Genomic DNA, 17,736 nt, shown 5'->3' on the forward strand with positions numbered 1-17,736 from the left:
TTGAACCTGCCGGCCCGTTCTGGCAAACCTCATCCCACTCGACATGGACCCGGTGCAATTCCGGGTGGCTCTTCCGGCCGCCGATCCGCCGGACAATCCAGACATCGCCGTGCCAATCCATATAGGCGCCGCGCAGATATTGCTGGACCCTCCCGATGATTCTTGTGTCTACCCTCCGCCGTGACTGGTTTTCCAATGTGCGCGGCGATCTCCTGTCTGGCCTGGTCGTCGCCCTGGCGCTGATCCCCGAGGCGATCGGTTTTTCGTTGATTGCTGGCGTCGATCCCAGGGTCGGGCTCTATGCCTCGGTGATCATCGCTATCGTCATCTCCTTTTCAGGCGGACGTCCGGCGATGATCTCGGCCGCAACGGCCGCCACGGCGGTGCTGATGGGCTCGCTGGTGCGTGAGCACGGCCTCGACTATCTTCTCGCTGCCACCATTCTGGCCGGCATCATCCAGGTCGGCATGGGGCTGGCGCGGGTCGGATATGTCATGCGCTTTGTATCGCGCTCGGTGATCACCGGCTTCGTCAATGCGCTGGCCATCCTCATCTTCATGGCGCAATTGCCCGAGCTGACCGGCGTCACCTGGCAGAGCTATGTGATGATCGCGGCGGGCCTTGCCATCCTCTATCTCTTCCCCCGCATAACGAAGTCCATTCCGTCGCCGCTGGTGTGCATCTTTATCCTTACCGCCATCGCGCTGACCTTCGGGATCGATACACGCTCCGTGGCCGATCTCGGCACGCTGCCGGACGCGCTGCCCACATTGGTCCTGCCCAATGTGCCCCTGACGCTCGAAACCTTCTGGATCATCCTGCCCTATTCCATCGCCGTGGCGGCGGTGGGCCTGCTCGAAAGCCTGCTTACCGCCTCCATCGTCGACCAGATGACCGAAACGACCAGCGACAAGAACCGGGAGAGTATCGGCCAGGGCATCGCCAATTTCGTCTCCGGCCTCTTTGGCGGCATGGCCGGCTGCGCCATGATCGGCCAGTCGACGATCAATGTGAAACTGGGCGGGCGCACGCGCCTCTCAACCTTTGCAGCCGGGGCGATCCTGCTCTTCTTGCTCGTCGTGCTGGGTGAGTGGGTGGGGCTCATCCCCATGCCGGCGCTCGTGGCGATCATGATCATGGTCTCCATCGGTACCTTCAACTGGGGGTCTCTGCGCGACCTCGCCTCCCATCCGCGCCGCTCCAGCGTCGTCATGCTGGCGACCGTCGCTACCGTTCTGGCCACCCACAATCTGGCGCTGGGTGTTGGCGTCGGCGTGCTGCTCTCGGGCATTTTCTTTGCCTGGAAGGTCGCCCAGATTTTCAGGGTCTTCTCCGCGCTTTCCGATGATGGCACCCTGCGCATCTACCGGGTCGAAGGCCAGCTCTTCTTCGCCACGGCCGAGGATTTTCTCGCCGCCATGGATTTTGTCGAGGCGCTCGAGCACGTGCGTCTCGACCTCAGCGCCGCCCATCTCTGGGATCTGACCGGCGTCAATGCCATCGACACCGCCGTGCTCAAATTCCGCCGGGCCGGCGCCGAGGTCGAGATCATCGGCCTCAATCAAGCCAGTGCCACCATCATGGACAAATTCGCCGTGCACGACCAACCCGGCGCAATCGAGCGCATGTTGGGCCACTGATCCCCTGACCGCTCGGCCCGTCCCGGGCCGAGCGCACGCCGCCTAATCCGTCAGCAGAAACACCGAGTGCACAACATCTGAACAATCGCTTGCAGGCGACCGGTTTTGGCGCTCTTATGGTGCCGAGAAGCCGGAGGTTTGTGTGCCGCCTTTCGACGAAATGCTTACCGCCGATGGTCAGGTCAGGTCGCCCTATGCGCCGGTAAAAACCTGGCTCGACCAACAAACGCCTGCGGCCCTGGAGAAAAAGGCCCGCGACGCCGAGGGCGTTTTTCGAAGGACCGGGATCACCTTCGCCGTCTATGGCGAGGAGGAAGCGGCCGAGCGGCTGATCCCCTTCGATCTCGTGCCTCGCATTATCACCGGCCGCGAATGGCGCTATCTCTCCCAAGGGATCGAACAGCGCGTCATGGCCATCAACGCTTTCCTCGACGATATCTATCATCGCCAGGAAATCATCCGTGCCGGGCGCATTCCCAAGGAACTCATCGCCCACAACGCCGCATTCCTGCTTGAGATGATCGGGTTTCGCCCGCCGCGAAACGTCTATACCCACATCATCGGCGTCGATCTGGTGCGCACCTCCGAAAACCAGTTTTACGTCCTCGAGGACAATGCGCGCACGCCCTCGGGCGTCTCCTACATGCTCGAAAACCGCGAGACCATGCTGCAGCTCTTCCCCGAGCTGTTCCAGCAGGTAAAGGTCCAGCAGGTCGAAAACTATCCTCAATTGTTGCGCCAGTCGCTGGCCGCGGTCGCGCCGCCCGATCGGCTGAATGAAAAGCCGACCATCGCGGTGCTGACGCCGGGGATCCACAACTCCGCCTATTTCGAGCATGCCTTCCTCGCCGACCAGATGGGCGTCGAACTGGTCGAGGGCAGCGATCTGCGGATTGCCGATGGGCGCATTGCCATGCGCACCACCGAGGGGTTCCGACCCATCGACGTGCTCTATCGTCGCGTCGACGACGCCTATCTCGACCCGCTGACGTTTCGACCGGATTCAACGTTGGGTGTCGCGGGCATCATGGATGTCTATCGGGCCGGGCGCATTACCATCGCCAATGCCCCGGGCACCGGCATCGCCGATGACAAGGCGATCTATTCCTACATGCCCGAAATCATCGAGTTCTACACCGGGCGCCGCGCCATCCTCGAAAACGTGCCGACCTATCGCTGCACCGAGCCGGACAGCCTCAAATATGTGCTCGAGCATCTCGATGAACTGGTGGTCAAGGAAGTCCACGGTTCGGGCGGCTATGGCATGCTGGTAGGGCCTGCCGCCTCGCGCCAGGAACTGGCCGATTTTGCCGACAAGCTGAAAGCGCGGCCTGGGAACTACATCGCCCAGCCGACGCTGGCCCTGTCCACCTCACCCATATTGACCGAGGCGGGGCTTGCCCCACGGCACGTTGATCTCAGGCCGTTCGTGCTCGTGTCCGACCGTATTCGCATCGCGCCGGGCGGGCTCACCCGCGTGGCGCTGACCGAGGGATCGCTCGTGGTCAATTCGAGCCAGGGCGGCGGCACCAAGGACACTTGGGTTCTCGACGATTAGGGCAGGGGAGGAACGCACACATGCTCTTGGGGCGCACCGCCAATGGCCTGTTCTGGATGCATCGCTATATCGAGCGGGCCGAAAACATGGCGCGCATCGTCGATGCCGGCCTGCGCATGGCCCTCACGCGCACGTCCAATGCGTCGGAGGAATGGTCCTCTGTGGTCCTCTCCGCCGGCGCCATGCACGGCTATCAAGGCAAATATGATCAGTATTCGGCCGGCAATGTCGCCGACTTCCTGCTGCGTGATCCCGACAATCCCTCCAGCGTCATTGCCTCCATCGAAGCCGCGCGCTTCAATGCCCGCATGGTTCGCACCGCGCTGACCCGCGATGCCTGGGAGGCCGTGAACGAAGCCTGGATGGCGCTCAAGACTGCGCTCGACTGCCCCTTGCAGGAAAGCGAGCTGCCGCGCCTCCTCGACGCCATCAAGCGCGAAACCTCGCTCATTCGCGGCGCCTTCCATGGCACCATGCTGCGCAACGAGATCTTCAATTTCGCGCGCATCGGCACCTTTATCGAACGGGCGGACAACACTTCGCGCATTCTCGACGTTAAATATTACGTCCTCCTGCCGGCCATGTCCTATGTCGGCGGCACAATGGACAATTATCAGTGGGAGTCGATCCTGCGCTCCGTCTCCGCCCATCGCTCCTATCGCTGGGTCTATGACAGCCAGTACAATCCTACCCACATCGCCGACTATCTCATGCTCAACGGGCGCATGCCGCGCTCGCTGCACTTCTGCTATCGCAATATCGTCGAAAATCTCGATTTTCTGGCCGAGGACTATGGCCTGCGCCATGGCTGTCACGAACAGGCTTCCCGCACGCTGGCGAGCATTCGCGGCAAGCAGATCGAGGATGTGTTCGACCATGGCCTGCACGAATTCCTGACCGACTTTATCTCCCAGAACAACAGGCTGGGTGCTTCCATCGCCCATGCCTACAACTTCGATTGATCGCCCGTGCTGCTATCCATCAGTCACACATCGACCTATCGCTATGACGCCCCGGTGGCCTATGCCGTGCAGCGCCTGCGGCTCTGGCCCACCAGTTCAACCGTTCAGACCGTGCATGATTGGCGGCTCGACGTGGCCGGGGCGCAGTCCGAGCTCAGCTATAATGACGCGTTCGGCAATCGCACCGAACTCCTGCGCTCGACGCCACAGACCGCCGAAATCATCATTCACGCCGTGGGGCAGGTGGAAACCCGCGATACCGCCGGTGTCTCCGGGCCCGGGAGCGGGGTGCCACCGCTTTGGACCTATCACCGCCAGACGGGCCTGACCGAGCCGGGCGAAGCCATCAGGCAATTGGCCGCGCCACTTTCCGGCATCGCCAACCGGCTCGATCTCCTCCACAGGCTGTCCGGCGATATCACGGCCCGCGTCGCCTATATTCCCGACACGACCGACGTGGCCACACCGGCCGAAGCGGCGCTCGCCAGCGGCAGCGGCGTCTGCCAGGATCATGCCCATATCTTCCTCTCCGCGGCGCGCCTGCTCGGCGTTCCGGCGCGCTATGTCTCGGGCTATCTCCTCATCGAGGGGCGCACCGAACAGACCGCAACCCATGCTTGGGCCGAGGCCTATGTGGACGATCTGGGCTGGGTCGGGTTCGATATTGCCAATGGCGTCGCGCCCGACGAAAAATACGTGCGGATCGCGTGCGGTCTCGACTATGGCCAGGCCGCGCCGATCACCGGATTGCGGAGTGGATCGTCTACCGAGTCGCTTGCCGTTGCCCTTAATGTGGAGCAGTAATCCCTGCTCTTTGCTGCCTATCTGGAATTTGCCATGACGTATTGCGTTGGATTGAGGACTGCCGGCGGGCTTATCTTCATGTCCGATACCCGCACCAATGCGGGCCTCGACAATATTTCCACCTTCCCCAAGATGCGGACGTGGGAAGTGCCGGGCGAGCGCGTCATCGTGCTGCTCTCCGCTGGTAATCTGGCGACGACGCAGGCCGTCATAAGCCTCCTCGACGAACGCTCCAAGGCCGTTGCCGAGCGCCATTCCTCGCTGCTCGACACGCCGTCCATGTTCCAGACGGCCCGCCTCATCGGCGATGTGGTCAAGGAAGTGATCGCCCAGGCCGCGCCGGCCGGGCAGACCGCCGATGCCTTCGGGGCGAGTTTCATTCTCGGTGGCCAGATCAAGGGTGGCGAGCCGCGTCTGTTCTATATCTATCCCGAGGGCAATTTCATCGAGTGCTCGGCGGATACGCCCTTCTTCCAGATCGGCGAGCACAAATATGGCAAGCCCATCCTGATCCGCGCCTACGACCCCGAGATGAGCATGGCGGACGCGGTAAAACTGCTCCTCGTCTCGTTCGATTCCACGCTCAAATCCAATCTCTCGGTCGGCCTGCCGCTCGACATGCAGATCTATGCGGCCAACAGCCTTCACCTTGGCGCCCGACGCCGCTTCGAGCGCGACGATCCCTATTATCTCGCCGTATCCGACGGTTGGTCCAACGCGCTGAAGTCCGCCTTCACCAGCCTTCCCTCGCTGGAAGACTGAGCGCCGCCTTGGCGAAACGGCCGGCGCGATGCTACAGCCGGCTCAGTTTCGACCGAATAGAGGACATCAGGCGATGATTGCCCCAGGCGCATCCTTCAAGGACAATCTGCAACAGCTTCCGACCATCGATGGCGTCAAGCGGATCGATCTGATCGACGGCGCCGGCACTGTCGTCGCCAGCATCGAAAACCAGCCCGGCAAGCAGGGCTCGTTCGCTGTGTACCAGTATCTGCGCCAGGAATTCGGGACGCTGGACGCTGCAGCCGCCGACCATGGCCTCGCCCTCTTCGCCGAACACACTGCCGACGCACAGAGCCGTCCGGGCGCCCACCCCAATATCGACCGCCTGCTCGCCATCGCATCGGGTGGTCCGGCGCTCGACATGGTGGTGGTCCGCGCCGACTGAACGCAAGACGCCTCCATCCTCTATTCGAGATGGGCGGCGTCGCCGCTTCTCGGTGCACAGAGGCTAGAGCGGCGGGGCAGGCAAACAAAAACCCTGCCAAAGCGGCAGGGCAAGGCTCTCACCGACGAGTCGATCATTTCTTGCCGACGAGCAGCGCCTCGAGCCGCGCAATCCTTGCCGTCAGTTCGACCACATTGTCCTCTTTGGGCTGCTCAGCCTCGCTGGGCACGTCCGGAAGGGGCTGGGACGGCGTCGGCGAGGAAATCTCGAACAGCGCATAATAAGTGATCGGATCGTAATAGCGCATCAGCGTCTTCACGAAATCGTGCAGGGGAATGTCGAGGGCCTCGGCAAATGCCAGATATTGTGCCGGAGGAAGCCGCCCCCGGCCGCCTTCGAGCTGGGAAATAAAGGTGTAATATTCGAAGCCCACCGCCTTGGCCAATTCGCGCTGGCTCATCCCCGCCCGCTCTCTAAGAGCACGCAGCCAGCGGCCAGCCTGTTGCCGCAGCATTTGAATTTCGGCCGTGCTCTGCCCGAACTGTGGGTGTGTATACATCCCGGTGCTCCCTGGGGCGGATTATGCGCCGTTATGTGGCTACGTAACGTCCAAAACCATAACCCTTCTCTATGTTAAGACTATCCCTTTGATTATCTTTGCAAAATAGCTACATCTGATGAGTGAAATTGCGTACGGTATAGTAAACACTAAACCGAATAGGCTAGTGACGATTACTAATCCTCGCGCCTAGGAATGCACAGACCGAAGAAACAGGTCACTCAATTCGAGAGGTGCATTCCAATGGCAACAATTCAAGGCGTATATGTCGCCCTGTTCGGCCGTCCTGCTGACCCAACAGGCCTGGCCTACTTTAACAGCGTGACCAATAACGGCGCCGATCTTACTCAAATCGGTGATCTGGCCTCCACTCAGGAATATCAGGATCGCTTCGCCGGACAGACGCCGGCACAGATCGTGAATTCCATCTATCAGTCGCTGTTCAATCGAAATGCCGAAGTCGCCGGCCTGACATTCTTCGTCAATGGCCTGTTGACCGGTGAGTTCTCGATCAACGACATCGCAATTCGCATCCTGGATGGCGCCCAGGGCACAGACCGGACGGTGGTCGACACCAAGGTCGCCGCTGCCAATCTTTATACAGACGCTCTCGATACGACCGAGGAAATCATTGCCTATTCGGGCAATGCTGCTGCAGCCGCTGGTCGTGCCTTCCTTCAGCCGGTGAGCACCACTGTTCCAGATCAGGCCGCCGTTGACGCCGCCGTGGCAGAAATGGTTGGCCCGGGAGGCGTACCGGGTGACACTTTCACGCTGACCACCGGTGTGGACACGCTGCTCGGCACGCTCAATAACGATACCTTCCAGGCCATTCTGGACGGCGGCGCGACCGACACCATCAACACGTTTGACAGTATCGACGGCAATGCCGGCAACGATACGCTGCTGATCGTTGGTGCTGGCGCGGTCGACGTGCCTGCAAACGTTACCTTCAAGAACGTCGAAGTCGTCAATATCGGCACCACCGCTGCGCTCACTAACCTGAATTCGGCCTCCTTCCAGGGCATTCAGCAACTCTGGCAGATCGGCGTCGCAGGCGCCGTTACCGTGGGTGATGGCGTTACCGCCGGCTTCCGCAATGTCGCGGTGACTGCGGCAGAAGTCGTGACCGCCGATGACGGCGTTGCATCAGCGAGCGTGGCCCTCGATAATGTCACGGCTGCTTCCACCGTAGCCTTCGCCGAGACCACTGCTGGCGATCTGACCTCTGTCAAGGTCTCGGGAAGCGTCGACGGCACGGGCGATTTGACCATCGATACAGCCGGTCTCACCACGGCGGTCGACACCGTCACTATCGCATTGACGACCAATGGCATCATTACGCTCAATGTCGGACTGGCAGCGACCATTACCGTCGATGCTTCTGACTCCTCGGGCAATCTCACCCTTGATGCATCCCTGATCACCGCCCTTGAAACCTTTAATGGCGGCTCAGGCAATGACACGCTGACGGCAGACAGCGCCGTCCTCACGGCGGCGGCTATAACCATCGACGCCGGTGCCGGCGTTGATACCATCACCTATGCGATCGATCACAGTGTGGCCGGCAACACGTCGTCCCTGACGGGTGGTGTTGGTGGCGATACCTTCATCCTCTCCGGAGCGGCGAACGGCAATTTGTCTGCCGCAACCAATACCGGTGATCTCGAAGACAACCTAATCACCATCACCGACTTCGAAGGTGCTGAAGACGTCCTGGACATCTCGGGTGTGGTTGCCCTTGGCGGTGGCGTGCGGACGACGCAGAATGTCGTCAACATTGCCCTGACGGCCGCCGATCCGGCAAACCTCTTTGAGGCTGCGGATGCAGTGGCCGGTGCCCTGGTTGCGGCAGGTGACTACGCCTTCTTCGCTTTCGAAGGCAACACCTATCTCTACGCAGACGCGAACTTCGACGGCGCACTTTCCATCGACGACGCACTGATCCAGCTGACCGGCGTGGCGGTTGCGGACCTTACCGCCGCAAACCTGATCGTCTGATCGCGCCTAATGTCAAAAATCCCCCCGGCTGCGGCTGGGGGGATTTCCTTTTGGACATAACGCAGTGCCGTCCAATCAAACGTACCAGATTCCATCCGCCATACCAGGCGCGGTGGTTGCCTTGTTCTCCGCGCTGTCCGCGAAAAACAGCAGCATGTCCTGTCGCGAATACTGGCCGCTTTCGAGCTGGCCCACCCAGAAATCAAATCCGGCCTGATCCTTCTCGCGGCCAAGCGCATTGGTATAGAGCAGGCCCACGAAGGCGCTGTTGCTGACCGTCGCTTCTGTTCCGTAGAGCGCAGCAAACTCCGCCGATCCCATGAAGCCGGCAGCAACTGCCTTGAGATCGGCAATGCGGTCATCCTGGTGGCGGATCCAGAAGCCGAGACCGGCATCATCAGGATCGCGGTTGAACGCGGCCTTGTAGAGCCGCACCATCTGGCCCGGCGCCCCGTCGATATCAAAGGCCAGGATGCCGTCATTGAATTGCAGGCGCTCGATATTGGGTGCCTTGTAGCTGTAGCTGGCCCCTTCAACCGTCACGATCTTGGTGACCGGGTCGTATTTTGCGGTAATTTCGGCAAAGACCTTTTGAATGCGGGCGATGTCGATGTCGCCGATCGATACCACCACCGGATTGCCCGTGCTGCCGCCACCACCCGCCCCGCCCAGTTCGGGAATGTCACTCAGCAGCGTCGATGGGGGATATTTGGCGAGCAGCGCGTCGACCGAAGAGATGAATTCCGCCTTGCCCATCTCGAAGAGCTGCGGATTGGCATTCAGCTCGGCGCGGGCCAGTTTCAGATTGGCCTCAAGCTCGGGCGTCCATTGGTTAAAACTGCGCAGCAATTCTTCGATCTTGTTGAAGAGCGCGTCGAAGCTGGTGATGGTCAGGCCACCGACCATGGATTTGGACAGATCGATAAATCCCTTCAGATCGCCGATCGTCATGGTTTGTGTTGCCAAGATTGTGGTCTCCCTCTGGTTCCTAGCGTTCCGGACCGCAATCTGCACGCCTTGGGCCGGATCGGGCCTGAGGATACAGGCGTCGGCATCCGGGCATGACCCTCTAACAGGGGTAGTGGCTGCGCTTTATCGATGGGCGGCGACATGCCCCAGAGGCTTGCCATTGTGTTGCCGCCCAACTCCGATCAATGTCCCGACATGACCGAGCAGACCCTTTCCCTGATTCCCGATTTCGACCTTTCGGCGCGCAATACTTTGGCCCTTAAAGCCCGCTCACGCTTCGGCCTTGTGCTGGATGCGCCCGACCAGGTCCCGGCTGCCTTTGCCCTGGCGGAAAAGCGCGGCCTCGGCCTGCGCATTCTCGGCGGCGGCAGCAATGTCGTGCTTTCGCCCGAGTTCGAGGGGATCACGGCTCTTGTCGCGATCAAGGGTCGCTCCATCCGCGAAGAAACCGACGAACACGTTCTGGTCGAGGCGGCGGCAGGGGAAAACTGGAACGATCTTGTCGCCTACACGGTCAAGGCCGGGTTCGGCGGCATCGAGAACCTCGCCCTCATCCCAGGCACGGTCGGCGCGGCCCCGGTGCAGAATATCGGCGCTTATGGCGCCGAAATCGCCGATGTCTTTGAGAGCCTTACCGCCTATGACAGCGCGACCGGGGAAGTCGTCGAATTTTCGCGACAGGATTGCGGCTTTGCCTATCGCGACAGCGTCTTCAAGCAGCAGGCCGGGCGCTTCGTCGTGCTATCGCTGCGCCTGCGCCTGCCCAAGCCATGGCAGCCCAATCTGGGTTTTGCCGGACTTTCCGAGCTGGCCGGACGAGACGACCTCACCCCTGGCCTGGTGATGGACCGGGTCATCGCCCTGCGCCAGTCCAAGCTGCCCGATTGGCGCGTCACGCCAAATGCAGGCTCCTTTTTCCAGAACCCTGTCGTTGCGCCATCGCAGGTGGAGCCGATCCTTGCCGAATTCCCCAATGCGCCGAAATATCCGCAAGCCGATGGAAAGCTGAAACTCTCCGCGGGCTGGCTGATCGAGCAGGCTGGCCTGAAAGGATTTACCCTGGGCCCGGCCGGCATTTCCGAACGCCATGCCCTCGTGGTGGTCAACCATGGCGGTGCAAGCGCCGACGATATTTCCGCACTCGCCAGCCACATCAAGGCGACGATCAGGGCCCGGTTCGGCGTCGAACTCCATCAGGAGCCGGTGCTGCTTTAGCCCGGCTGCTCGTCAGGATCAGTGGCGCAGGCCGGGCGCTTCCTGCCCAGTCGACTGCACATATTCGCTGTAGCCGCCGCCATAGACATGCACCCCGTCCGGGGTCAGCTCCAGCACGCGGTTGGAGAGGGCGGCGAGGAAATGGCGGTCGTGCGAAACGAACAGCATGGTGCCCGCATAGTCCTTGAGCGCCTCGATCAGCATTTCCTTGGTGGCGATGTCGAGATGGTTGGTGGGCTCGTCGAGCACGAGGAAGTTCGGCGGATCGAACAACAGGATGGCCATCACCAGCCGGGCCTTCTCGCCGCCCGAGAGCACCCGGCATTTCTTTTCGATATCGTCGCCTGAAAAGCCGAAGCATCCGGCGAGGGCGCGCAGCGGAGCCTGTCCGGCCTGCGGGAAATTGTCTTCCAGCGTCTGGAAAATGGTGCGGTCGCCATCGAGCACGTCCATGGCGTGCTGGGCGAAATAGCCCATCTTGACGCTCGGCCCGATATTGACCGTCCCCGTGTCGGGGTCGGCCCCTCCGGCGATCAGCTTGAGCAGAGTGGATTTGCCCGCCCCGTTGACGCCCATGATGCACCAGCGCTCGCGGCGGCGCACATGGAAGTCGAGCCCTTCATAGATGGTCTTGTTGCCATAGCGCTTGTGCACGTTCTTGAGGATGGCCACGTCCTCGCCCGAGCGTGGGGCAGGGCGGAATTCGAAGACCACGGTCTGGCGGGTCTTGGGCATTTCGACCTTGTCGATCTTGTCGAGCTTTTTCACCCGGCTCTGCACCTGAGCGGCATGGCTGGCGCGCGCCTTGAAGCGCTCGATAAAGGCGATTTCCTTGGCCAGCATGGCCTGCTGACGTTCGAACTGGGCCTGCTGGTTCTTGTCGGAGAGCGCCCGCTGCTGCTGGTAAAATTCGTAGTCGCCCGAATAGGCGGTGAGCGTGCCGGCATCGATCTCGATGATCTTGTTGACGATCCGGTCCATGAAGGCGCGATCGTGCGAAGTCATCAACAGCGCGCCCTCATAGCTTCTGAGAAAATCCTCGAGCCAGATCAGGCTTTCGATATCGAGATGGTTGCTCGGTTCGTCGAGCAGCAGGGCGTCCGGGCGCTTGAGAAGGATTTTGGCTAGCGCCACCCTCATCTTCCAGCCGCCTGACAGGGCGCCGACATCGCCGTCCATCATTTCCTGGGAAAAGCCCAGTCCATCGAGCACTTCGCGGGCCCGGGCGTCGAGGGCATAGCCATCCAGCTCCTGGAACTGGGCCTGCACATCGCCATAGCGTTCGATGATGGCGTCCATCTCGTCGGCCTTGTCAGGATCGGCCATGGCCGCTTCCAGCTCGGCCATTTCGGCGGTCAGCGCGGCGATGGGGCCGACGCCTTCCATCACTTCCACAACGGCAGGGCGTCCCGACATTTCGCCCACATCCTGGTCGAAATAGCCGATGGTGACGCCGCGATCGACGGAGACCTGGCCCTCATCGGGCAGTTCCTCGCCGGCGATCATGCGGAACAGCGTCGACTTGCCCGCGCCATTGGGCCCGACCAGCCCCACCTTCTCGCCCTTTTGCAGCGCAGCGGACGCGTCGATGAAGACGATCTGCTTGCCGTTCTGCTTGGCGATGTTTTCAAGGCGGATCATGGGCACAAATACTTTCGGACACGGGACGCGCCCCTAAAGCATTCCTGGCCCCAAGGCGCAAGAGACGCATGCGCGCATCTGGTGTGCACAAGGGGAACGCGCTGCCCCCGCCACACCCACAGGACCGGCTCCTCCCCCGTAACGGGGGAGGCTGGGAGGGGGAGCGGAAGCCCGGATGGATGGGGAGGCAGATAGAACGAAAAGTCAGCTGACCGTGGCTCTCGTCCCCCCACCCTCATTCCCTCCCCACAAGGGGGAGGGAGGCCGATCTGTGCCTTTGGCAATAAACCGCCTCACCCACGGGCCGGCTCCTCCCCCGTAACGGGGGAGGCTGGGAGGGGGAGCGAGAGCCCGGATGCCGAAGAGCGACTAAACCCGCTCGAGCCCCACAGCAATGCCCTGGCCAACACCAATACACATGGTCGCCAGCGCACGCTTGCCGCCGCCGAGCGCCAATTCCAGCGCCGCTGTCCCGGTGATGCGCGCCCCGCTCATGCCCAGCGGATGGCCCAGCGCAATGGCCCCGCCATTGGGGTTCACGCGCGGATCGTCCTCGGCGATGCCAAGATCGCGCAACACCGCGATCCCCTGGCTGGCGAAGGCTTCATTGAGCTCGATCACGTCGAAATCGGCGGCATTCAGACCCAGACGCTCGAAGAGTTTCTTCGAGGCGGGAGCAGGGCCCATGCCCATGATGCGGGGCGGCACACCGGCCGTGGCGCCCCCCAAAATGCGGGCAATGGGGGTGAGGCCATATTTTTTCACGGCCGCTTCCGAGGCGATGATGAGCGCGGCCGCGCCATCATTGACGCCCGAAGCATTGCCGGCGGTCACACTGCCATTGGGAAACAGCGGGCGCAGCTTGGACAGCGTTTCTATCGTCGTGCCCGCGCGCGGATGCTCGTCGGTCTCGACGATCACCGCCTCGCCCTTTTTCTGCGGAATGGTCACCGGAACGATTTCCTGCGCCAGTCGGCCATTTTTTTGCGCCGCCACGGCCTTTTCCTGGCTGCGGACGGCGAAGGCGTCCTGGGCCTCACGCGACACGGCAAAATCCTGAGCCACGTTTTCGCCGGTCTCGGGCATGGAATCGACGCCATATTGCGCCTTCATGGCCGGGTTGACGAAACGCCAGCCGATGGTCGTGTCATAAATCTCGGCATTGCGGGAAAAGGCGGTATCCGCCTTGGGCATGACGAAGGGCGCGCGCGACATGGATTCGGTCCCGCCGGCGATCATCAGTTCCGCCTCGCCCGCCTTGATGGCGCGCGCGGCCGCGATCACCGCATCCATGCCCGAGCCGCAGAGGCGGTTGATGGTCGTGCCGGTCACGCCCACGGGTAGGCCCGCGAGCAGGCTGCTCATGCGCGCCACATTGCGATTGTCCTCGCCGGCCTGATTGGCATTGCCGAAGATGACGTCGTCGACAGCGTCCCAATCGACACCGGTCTGTTCGGCCATGAGCGCGCGCAGCGGAATGGCACCGAGATCGTCAGGGCGGACAGAGGAAAGAGAGCCGCCAAAGCGGCCAATGGGGGTGCGCTTATAGGCGCAAATATAGGCTTCAGCCATTTGTCTCAGACCTCTGCGGCGACAAGGTCGCCAATCGTTTCGGGCAGCACCAGTTCGGCGCCGGTCACGGCCTGCAAATCCTCGACATTCATGCCTGCCAGCTTCTCGCGCAGCACGAAGCGGCCATCCTCGATGTCGATCACGGCAAGGCTGGTATAGACGCGGGTCACGCAGCCCACGCCGGTCAGCGGCAGGGTGCAGCGCTTGACGAGTTTCGGCTTGCCGTCCTTGGTCACGTGGTCGGTGATCACCGCGACGCGCTTGGCGCCGTGCACCAGATCCATGGCGCCGCCAACGGCCGGCACGCCCTTGGGACCGGTCGACCAATTGGCGAGATCGCCGTTTTCGGCGACTTCATAGGCGCCGAGGATCGCTACATCGAGATGCCCGCCGCGCACCATGGCAAAGCTGTCGGCATGGTGGAAAAAGACGGCGCCGGGTTTGAGCGTGATCGCCTTCTTGCCGGCATTGATAAGGTCCCAGTCCTCTTCGCCCTCGGCGGGGCTTTCACCGAAATTGAGCACGCCGTTCTCGGTGTGAAAAATGGCCTGGCGCCCGGGCGGCTGGAACTTCGCCACCATTTCGGGAAAGCCGATGCCGAGGTTCACATAGGCGCCGTCTTCAATGTCCTGGGCTGCGCGCCAGGCGATCTGGGCGTTGGAAAGCTTAGTCGCGCTCATGAATAGGCCACTCCTTCGCGCATCAGCGCCTCTTCCTGCCTGGCGTCTGCCACTTCAACGATCCGGTTGACGAAAATGCCGGGGGTAACGACGTGCTCTGGGTCGATTTCGCCCGGCGCAACCACCTTGGTGGCCTGCACGATGGTCACCTTGGCCGCTGCCGCCATCAGGGGCGAGAAATTGCGCGCTGCCTTGCGATAGGTGAGATTGCCCATGGTGTCGGCCAGCTCTGCCTTGATCAGCGCAGCGTCGGCCTTGAGCCAGCGTTCCTGCACATAGTGCTTGCCGTCGAATTCGCCCACAGGCTTGCCCTTGGCGACGTCGGTGCCATAGCTCGCGGGGGTGTAGAAGGCCGGAATGCCGGCGCCACCGGCGCGGATGCGCTCGGCCAGCGTGCCCTGGGGCACCAGCTCGAGCTCGATTTCCCCGGCGAGATATTTTTCGGTGAAGGCGCGCGGATCGGCCGAGCGCGGGAACGAGCAGACCATCTTCTTGACCATGCCCGCATCGATCATGGCGGCAATGCCGATGCGGCCATTGCCGGCATTATTGTTAACGACAGTCAGATTCTTGGGGCTGCCAGTGGCCTTGAACCGGTCGATCAGTGCGTGGATGAGCTCGATCGGCGCGCCAGAGCCGCCAAATCCGCCCACCATCAGCACCATGCCATCTTCGATCCCGGCCACGGCGGTGGCGAGATCGGGAACACTCTTGTCCATGCGATTATCCCTTGTGGAGCGTTGACCCGACTATGCCCAAGGCCAGCATTGCGGGCCAAGCATTATGTGCGATATGCTGTATTTGTTGAGTAATCGCACAAGTATGGGGTGCGGAGATGGCTATTCTGGAGCGCGACATCATGGGCGGGCTGGGCAAGGGTCTGCTGGTCATCGAGACCTTCACCGCCACCCGCCCGCGCCAGTCGATCAGCGAAGTCGCCGAAGCGTCCGGCCTTGATCGAGCGACCGCTCGCCGGTGCCTCCTCACCCTCGCGCATATGGGATACGCCGATTATGACGGGAAATATTTCACCCTGACGCCGCGCGTGCTGCGGCTGGGCACGGCGTGCCTTGCCACCATGCCGCTGCCGCAACTGGTCCAGCCGCTGCTCGACAAGCTCTCCGAGGAATTGGGGGAGAGCTCCTCGGTCTCGATCCTCGATGGGCCGGAAATCGTCTATGTCGCGCGCGCCGCACAGCGCAAGGTCATGTCCATCGCGCTGATGCCGGGTTCGCGCCTGCCGGCCTTCTGCACCTCTATGGGGCGGGTCATGTTGGCTGCGATGCCTCCCGAAGCTGCTCGCGGCCTTCTCGGGGCAGGCCCGCTGGTCGCCCGCACGCGCTTCACCCAGACCGACATCGACACCTTGATGGCCGAACTTGTCCTTGTGCGCGAGCAGGGATTTGCGGTCATCGACCAGGAGGTCGAGTTGGGCCTCCGCTCCATCGCAGTGCCATTGCTCAACGCCCGGGGCAGTGTCGTTGCCGCGCTCAATGTGGGCGTGGCCGCGGGCCAGGTGGCCCTTGAGGAGTTGGCGCCCAGATTTCTCGGCGCGCTTCCGGGCGTGCAGGCCGAAGTTCGGGCCATGTTGCGCTAGAAAAAAAGCCCCGCCACAGGGCGGGGCTTTCGAACTTATTGCACCAGAGCTTTTCAGCCGGCGAAGAAGGGCTGGGTGCCGTGCGCTTCAATGGCTGTGGCAAGACGGCCCAGCGCGTGGATATAGGCAGCGGAGCGAACCGAAACGTCGCGCTCCTTGGCGATATCCCACACGGCGCGGCCTTCGCGTTCCATCATCTTCTTGAGGCGGGCATGGATCTCTTCGAGGTCCCAATAGAAGCCCTGACGGTTCTGCACCCATTCGAAGTAGGAAACGGTGACGCCACCGGCATTGGCCAGGATATCGGGCAGCACGACAACGCCGTTCTGGGCCAGAACCTTGTCCGCATCGGCAGTGACGGGGCCATTGGCCAGCTCGAGGACGACCTTGGCCTTGATCGAACCGGCATTGTCGACGGTGATCATTTCTTCCAGCGCAGCGGGCACCAGCAAATCGGCTTCCACCGAAATCAGGTCGTCGGCGGCGATCACGGTCGCGCCCAGTTCGGCGGCGAGGTCGGCCACGCGCTTGCCGGCCGTCTTGCCGGCGATCAGCTTGGCGACGTCGAGACCGTCAGCCTTGTGGATGGCGCCGGCCGAGTCGGAGACGGCGACGACCTTGTTACCGTCCGAAGCGGTCAGCTGGGCATAGAACTGGCCGGCATTGCCGAAACCCTGGATGGCGACGGTGTGGTCGCGCGCAAGACCCAGTTCGCTGGCGAGGTGACGGACCAGGTAGAAGCCGCCGCGCGCGGTGGCGTCATTGCGGCCGAGCGAACCGCCAAGGGCGATCGGCTTGCCGGTGATGACGGCGGGGGAGACCGAGCCGGTGATCTGGTTGTATTCGTCGGACATCCAGCCCATGATCATGGCGTTGGTGTAGACGTCGGGCGCGGGAATATCGCGATCGGGGCCGACCGTGGAGGCGAAGGCCTGCATATAGGCGCGCGACAGGCGCTCCAGCTCGGTCTTGGACAGGGTGCGCGGATCAACGCGCACGGCACCCTTGCCGCCACCATAGGGCAGGTTCATCACCGCGCATTTGAAGGTCATCCAGAAGGCGAGCGTCTCGACTTCCTCGATATTGCTGTCAGGATGGAAGCGGATGCCGCCCTTGGTCGGGCCGCGGGTATCGTCATAGCGGCAGCGCCAGGCCAGGAACGACTTGCGCGAGCCGTCATCCATGCGGATCAGCAGACGGGTCTTGGTGGTTTCGCGCGGGTATTTGAGTTTCTCGATGACATCCTGGTCGATCTGAAGATGGCTTGCAGCTTCTTCAAGGCGAATAAGCGCGCGGTCTAGCAGGGTGTCTTCTGTCATTTCGAGCCTTTGAATGGGTAGGGACTGTGCAGAGTGCACAAATGGAAGGCG

The 17,736-nt window shown here is 62.1% G+C and carries 16 protein-coding genes and 1 other annotated feature; of the genes, 9 read left to right on the forward strand and 7 right to left on the reverse strand.

The annotated features are described in order from the left end of the window. Positions 1-42 precede the first annotated feature (42 nt). Positions 43-98 (forward strand) — a sequence feature (sul1 is cis-regulatory element that is thought to sense ions involved in sulfur or methionine metabolism; They are found in Alphaproteobacteria). A 57-nt stretch (positions 99-155) separates the two neighbouring features. The 6 genes from N0P34_RS03830 to N0P34_RS03855 all read left to right on the forward strand — a co-directional run bounded on the left by N0P34_RS03830 (position 156) and on the right by N0P34_RS03855 (position 6,132). After that, complete coding sequence (locus N0P34_RS03830) at positions 156-1,640, forward strand: SulP family inorganic anion transporter (protein ID WP_275605694.1); 1,485 nt, start codon at positions 156-158, stop codon at positions 1,638-1,640. A gap of 142 nt (positions 1,641-1,782) precedes the next feature. Continuing rightward, complete coding sequence (locus N0P34_RS03835; RefSeq protein ID WP_275605695.1) at positions 1,783-3,198, forward strand: circularly permuted type 2 ATP-grasp protein; 1,416 nt, start codon at positions 1,783-1,785, stop codon at positions 3,196-3,198. A gap of 20 nt (positions 3,199-3,218) precedes the next feature. After that, a complete protein-coding gene (locus tag N0P34_RS03840; RefSeq protein ID WP_275605696.1) occupies positions 3,219-4,160 on the forward strand; it encodes an alpha-E domain-containing protein in 942 nt (313 codons plus the stop codon). Between the two features lie 6 nt (positions 4,161-4,166). Beyond that, positions 4,167-4,964 carry a transglutaminase family protein gene (locus N0P34_RS03845; RefSeq protein WP_275605697.1) on the forward strand — a complete coding sequence of 266 codons (798 nt, stop codon included), beginning with the start codon at positions 4,167-4,169 and terminating at the stop codon, positions 4,962-4,964. A 33-nt stretch (positions 4,965-4,997) separates the two neighbouring features. After that, a complete protein-coding gene (locus N0P34_RS03850; RefSeq protein ID WP_275605698.1) occupies positions 4,998-5,726 on the forward strand; it encodes a proteasome-type protease in 729 nt (242 codons plus the stop codon). Between the two features lie 73 nt (positions 5,727-5,799). Further along, positions 5,800-6,132 (forward strand): DUF2322 family protein, encoded by a 333-nt coding sequence (locus N0P34_RS03855; RefSeq protein WP_275605699.1) that lies wholly within the window; start codon positions 5,800-5,802, stop codon positions 6,130-6,132. Positions 6,133-6,265: 133 nt separating this feature from the next. Here N0P34_RS03855 and N0P34_RS03860 read toward each other — a convergent pair whose 3' ends face one another. Then, a complete protein-coding gene (locus N0P34_RS03860; protein WP_275605700.1) occupies positions 6,266-6,691 on the reverse strand; it encodes a helix-turn-helix transcriptional regulator in 426 nt (141 codons plus the stop codon). Positions 6,692-6,934: 243 nt separating this feature from the next. Between N0P34_RS03860 and N0P34_RS03865 the strand changes: the two genes are divergently transcribed. After that, a complete protein-coding gene (locus tag N0P34_RS03865) occupies positions 6,935-8,692 on the forward strand; it encodes a hypothetical protein (RefSeq protein ID WP_275605701.1) in 1,758 nt (585 codons plus the stop codon). Positions 8,693-8,767: 75 nt separating this feature from the next. Here the strand turns inward: N0P34_RS03865 and N0P34_RS03870 are convergent, their stop codons facing one another. After that, positions 8,768-9,658 carry a DUF4214 domain-containing protein gene (locus N0P34_RS03870; RefSeq protein ID WP_275605702.1) on the reverse strand — a complete coding sequence of 297 codons (891 nt, stop codon included), beginning with the start codon at positions 9,656-9,658 and terminating at the stop codon, positions 8,768-8,770. A 144-nt stretch (positions 9,659-9,802) separates the two neighbouring features. On the opposite strand from N0P34_RS03870, the gene murB reads away from it, so the two are divergent. Next, positions 9,803-10,876 (forward strand): UDP-N-acetylmuramate dehydrogenase, encoded by a 1,074-nt coding sequence (murB, locus tag N0P34_RS03875; RefSeq protein ID WP_275605703.1) that lies wholly within the window; start codon positions 9,803-9,805, stop codon positions 10,874-10,876. 18 nt (positions 10,877-10,894) lie between these two features. On the opposite strand, the gene N0P34_RS03880 is transcribed toward murB, so the two are convergent. The 4 genes from N0P34_RS03880 to N0P34_RS03895 form a co-directional block, all read right to left on the reverse strand. Beyond that, positions 10,895-12,517 carry an ABC-F family ATP-binding cassette domain-containing protein gene (locus N0P34_RS03880; RefSeq protein ID WP_275605704.1) on the reverse strand — a complete coding sequence of 541 codons (1,623 nt, stop codon included), beginning with the start codon at positions 12,515-12,517 and terminating at the stop codon, positions 10,895-10,897. 369 nt (positions 12,518-12,886) lie between these two features. Next, entirely contained in the window at positions 12,887-14,089 is a 1,203-nt protein-coding gene (gene pcaF / locus N0P34_RS03885) for a 3-oxoadipyl-CoA thiolase (RefSeq protein ID WP_275605705.1), read from the reverse strand. Positions 14,090-14,094: 5 nt separating this feature from the next. Further along, on the reverse strand, positions 14,095-14,769 hold the full coding sequence (locus N0P34_RS03890; protein ID WP_275605706.1) for a 3-oxoacid CoA-transferase subunit B: 675 nt from the start codon (positions 14,767-14,769) through the stop codon (positions 14,095-14,097). Then, on the reverse strand, positions 14,766-15,488 hold the full coding sequence (locus N0P34_RS03895; protein WP_275605707.1) for a 3-oxoacid CoA-transferase subunit A: 723 nt from the start codon (positions 15,486-15,488) through the stop codon (positions 14,766-14,768). Before N0P34_RS03895 ends, N0P34_RS03890 begins: the two co-directional genes overlap by 4 nt. Before the next feature lie 116 nt (positions 15,489-15,604). Here N0P34_RS03895 and N0P34_RS03900 point away from each other — a divergent pair, with 116 nt between their 5' ends. Then, positions 15,605-16,366 (forward strand): IclR family transcriptional regulator C-terminal domain-containing protein, encoded by a 762-nt coding sequence (locus N0P34_RS03900; RefSeq protein WP_275605708.1) that lies wholly within the window; start codon positions 15,605-15,607, stop codon positions 16,364-16,366. A gap of 53 nt (positions 16,367-16,419) precedes the next feature. Here N0P34_RS03900 and N0P34_RS03905 read toward each other — a convergent pair whose 3' ends face one another. Further along, a complete protein-coding gene (locus N0P34_RS03905; RefSeq protein WP_275605709.1) occupies positions 16,420-17,685 on the reverse strand; it encodes a Glu/Leu/Phe/Val dehydrogenase in 1,266 nt (421 codons plus the stop codon). Positions 17,686-17,736 lie beyond the last annotated feature (51 nt).

Source organism: Devosia sp. FJ2-5-3 (assembly GCF_029201545.1).
Lineage (GTDB): Bacteria > Pseudomonadota > Alphaproteobacteria > Rhizobiales > Devosiaceae > Devosia.

What these genes read in the sequence shown, in the direction of transcription:
- murB (WP_275605703.1), top strand. Translation starts at nt 9,803, where the DNA reads ATGCCCCAGAGGCTTGCCATTGTGTTGCCGCCCAACTCCGATCAATGT.
- N0P34_RS03890 (WP_275605706.1), bottom strand. Translation starts at nt 14,769, where the DNA reads ATGAGCGCGACTAAGCTTTCCAACGCCCAGATCGCCTGGCGCGCAGCC.
- N0P34_RS03900 (WP_275605708.1), top strand. Translation starts at nt 15,605, where the DNA reads ATGGCTATTCTGGAGCGCGACATCATGGGCGGGCTGGGCAAGGGTCTG.
- N0P34_RS03855 (WP_275605699.1), top strand. Translation starts at nt 5,800, where the DNA reads ATGATTGCCCCAGGCGCATCCTTCAAGGACAATCTGCAACAGCTTCCG.
- N0P34_RS03850 (WP_275605698.1), top strand. Translation starts at nt 4,998, where the DNA reads ATGACGTATTGCGTTGGATTGAGGACTGCCGGCGGGCTTATCTTCATG.
- N0P34_RS03905 (WP_275605709.1), bottom strand. Translation starts at nt 17,685, where the DNA reads ATGACAGAAGACACCCTGCTAGACCGCGCGCTTATTCGCCTTGAAGAA.
- N0P34_RS03865 (WP_275605701.1), top strand. Translation starts at nt 6,935, where the DNA reads ATGGCAACAATTCAAGGCGTATATGTCGCCCTGTTCGGCCGTCCTGCT.
- N0P34_RS03880 (WP_275605704.1), bottom strand. Translation starts at nt 12,517, where the DNA reads ATGATCCGCCTTGAAAACATCGCCAAGCAGAACGGCAAGCAGATCGTC.
- N0P34_RS03860 (WP_275605700.1), bottom strand. Translation starts at nt 6,691, where the DNA reads ATGTATACACACCCACAGTTCGGGCAGAGCACGGCCGAAATTCAAATG.
- N0P34_RS03830 (WP_275605694.1), top strand. Translation starts at nt 156, where the DNA reads ATGATTCTTGTGTCTACCCTCCGCCGTGACTGGTTTTCCAATGTGCGC.
- N0P34_RS03895 (WP_275605707.1), bottom strand. Translation starts at nt 15,488, where the DNA reads ATGGACAAGAGTGTTCCCGATCTCGCCACCGCCGTGGCCGGGATCGAA.
- pcaF (WP_275605705.1), bottom strand. Translation starts at nt 14,089, where the DNA reads ATGGCTGAAGCCTATATTTGCGCCTATAAGCGCACCCCCATTGGCCGC.
- N0P34_RS03840 (WP_275605696.1), top strand. Translation starts at nt 3,219, where the DNA reads ATGCTCTTGGGGCGCACCGCCAATGGCCTGTTCTGGATGCATCGCTAT.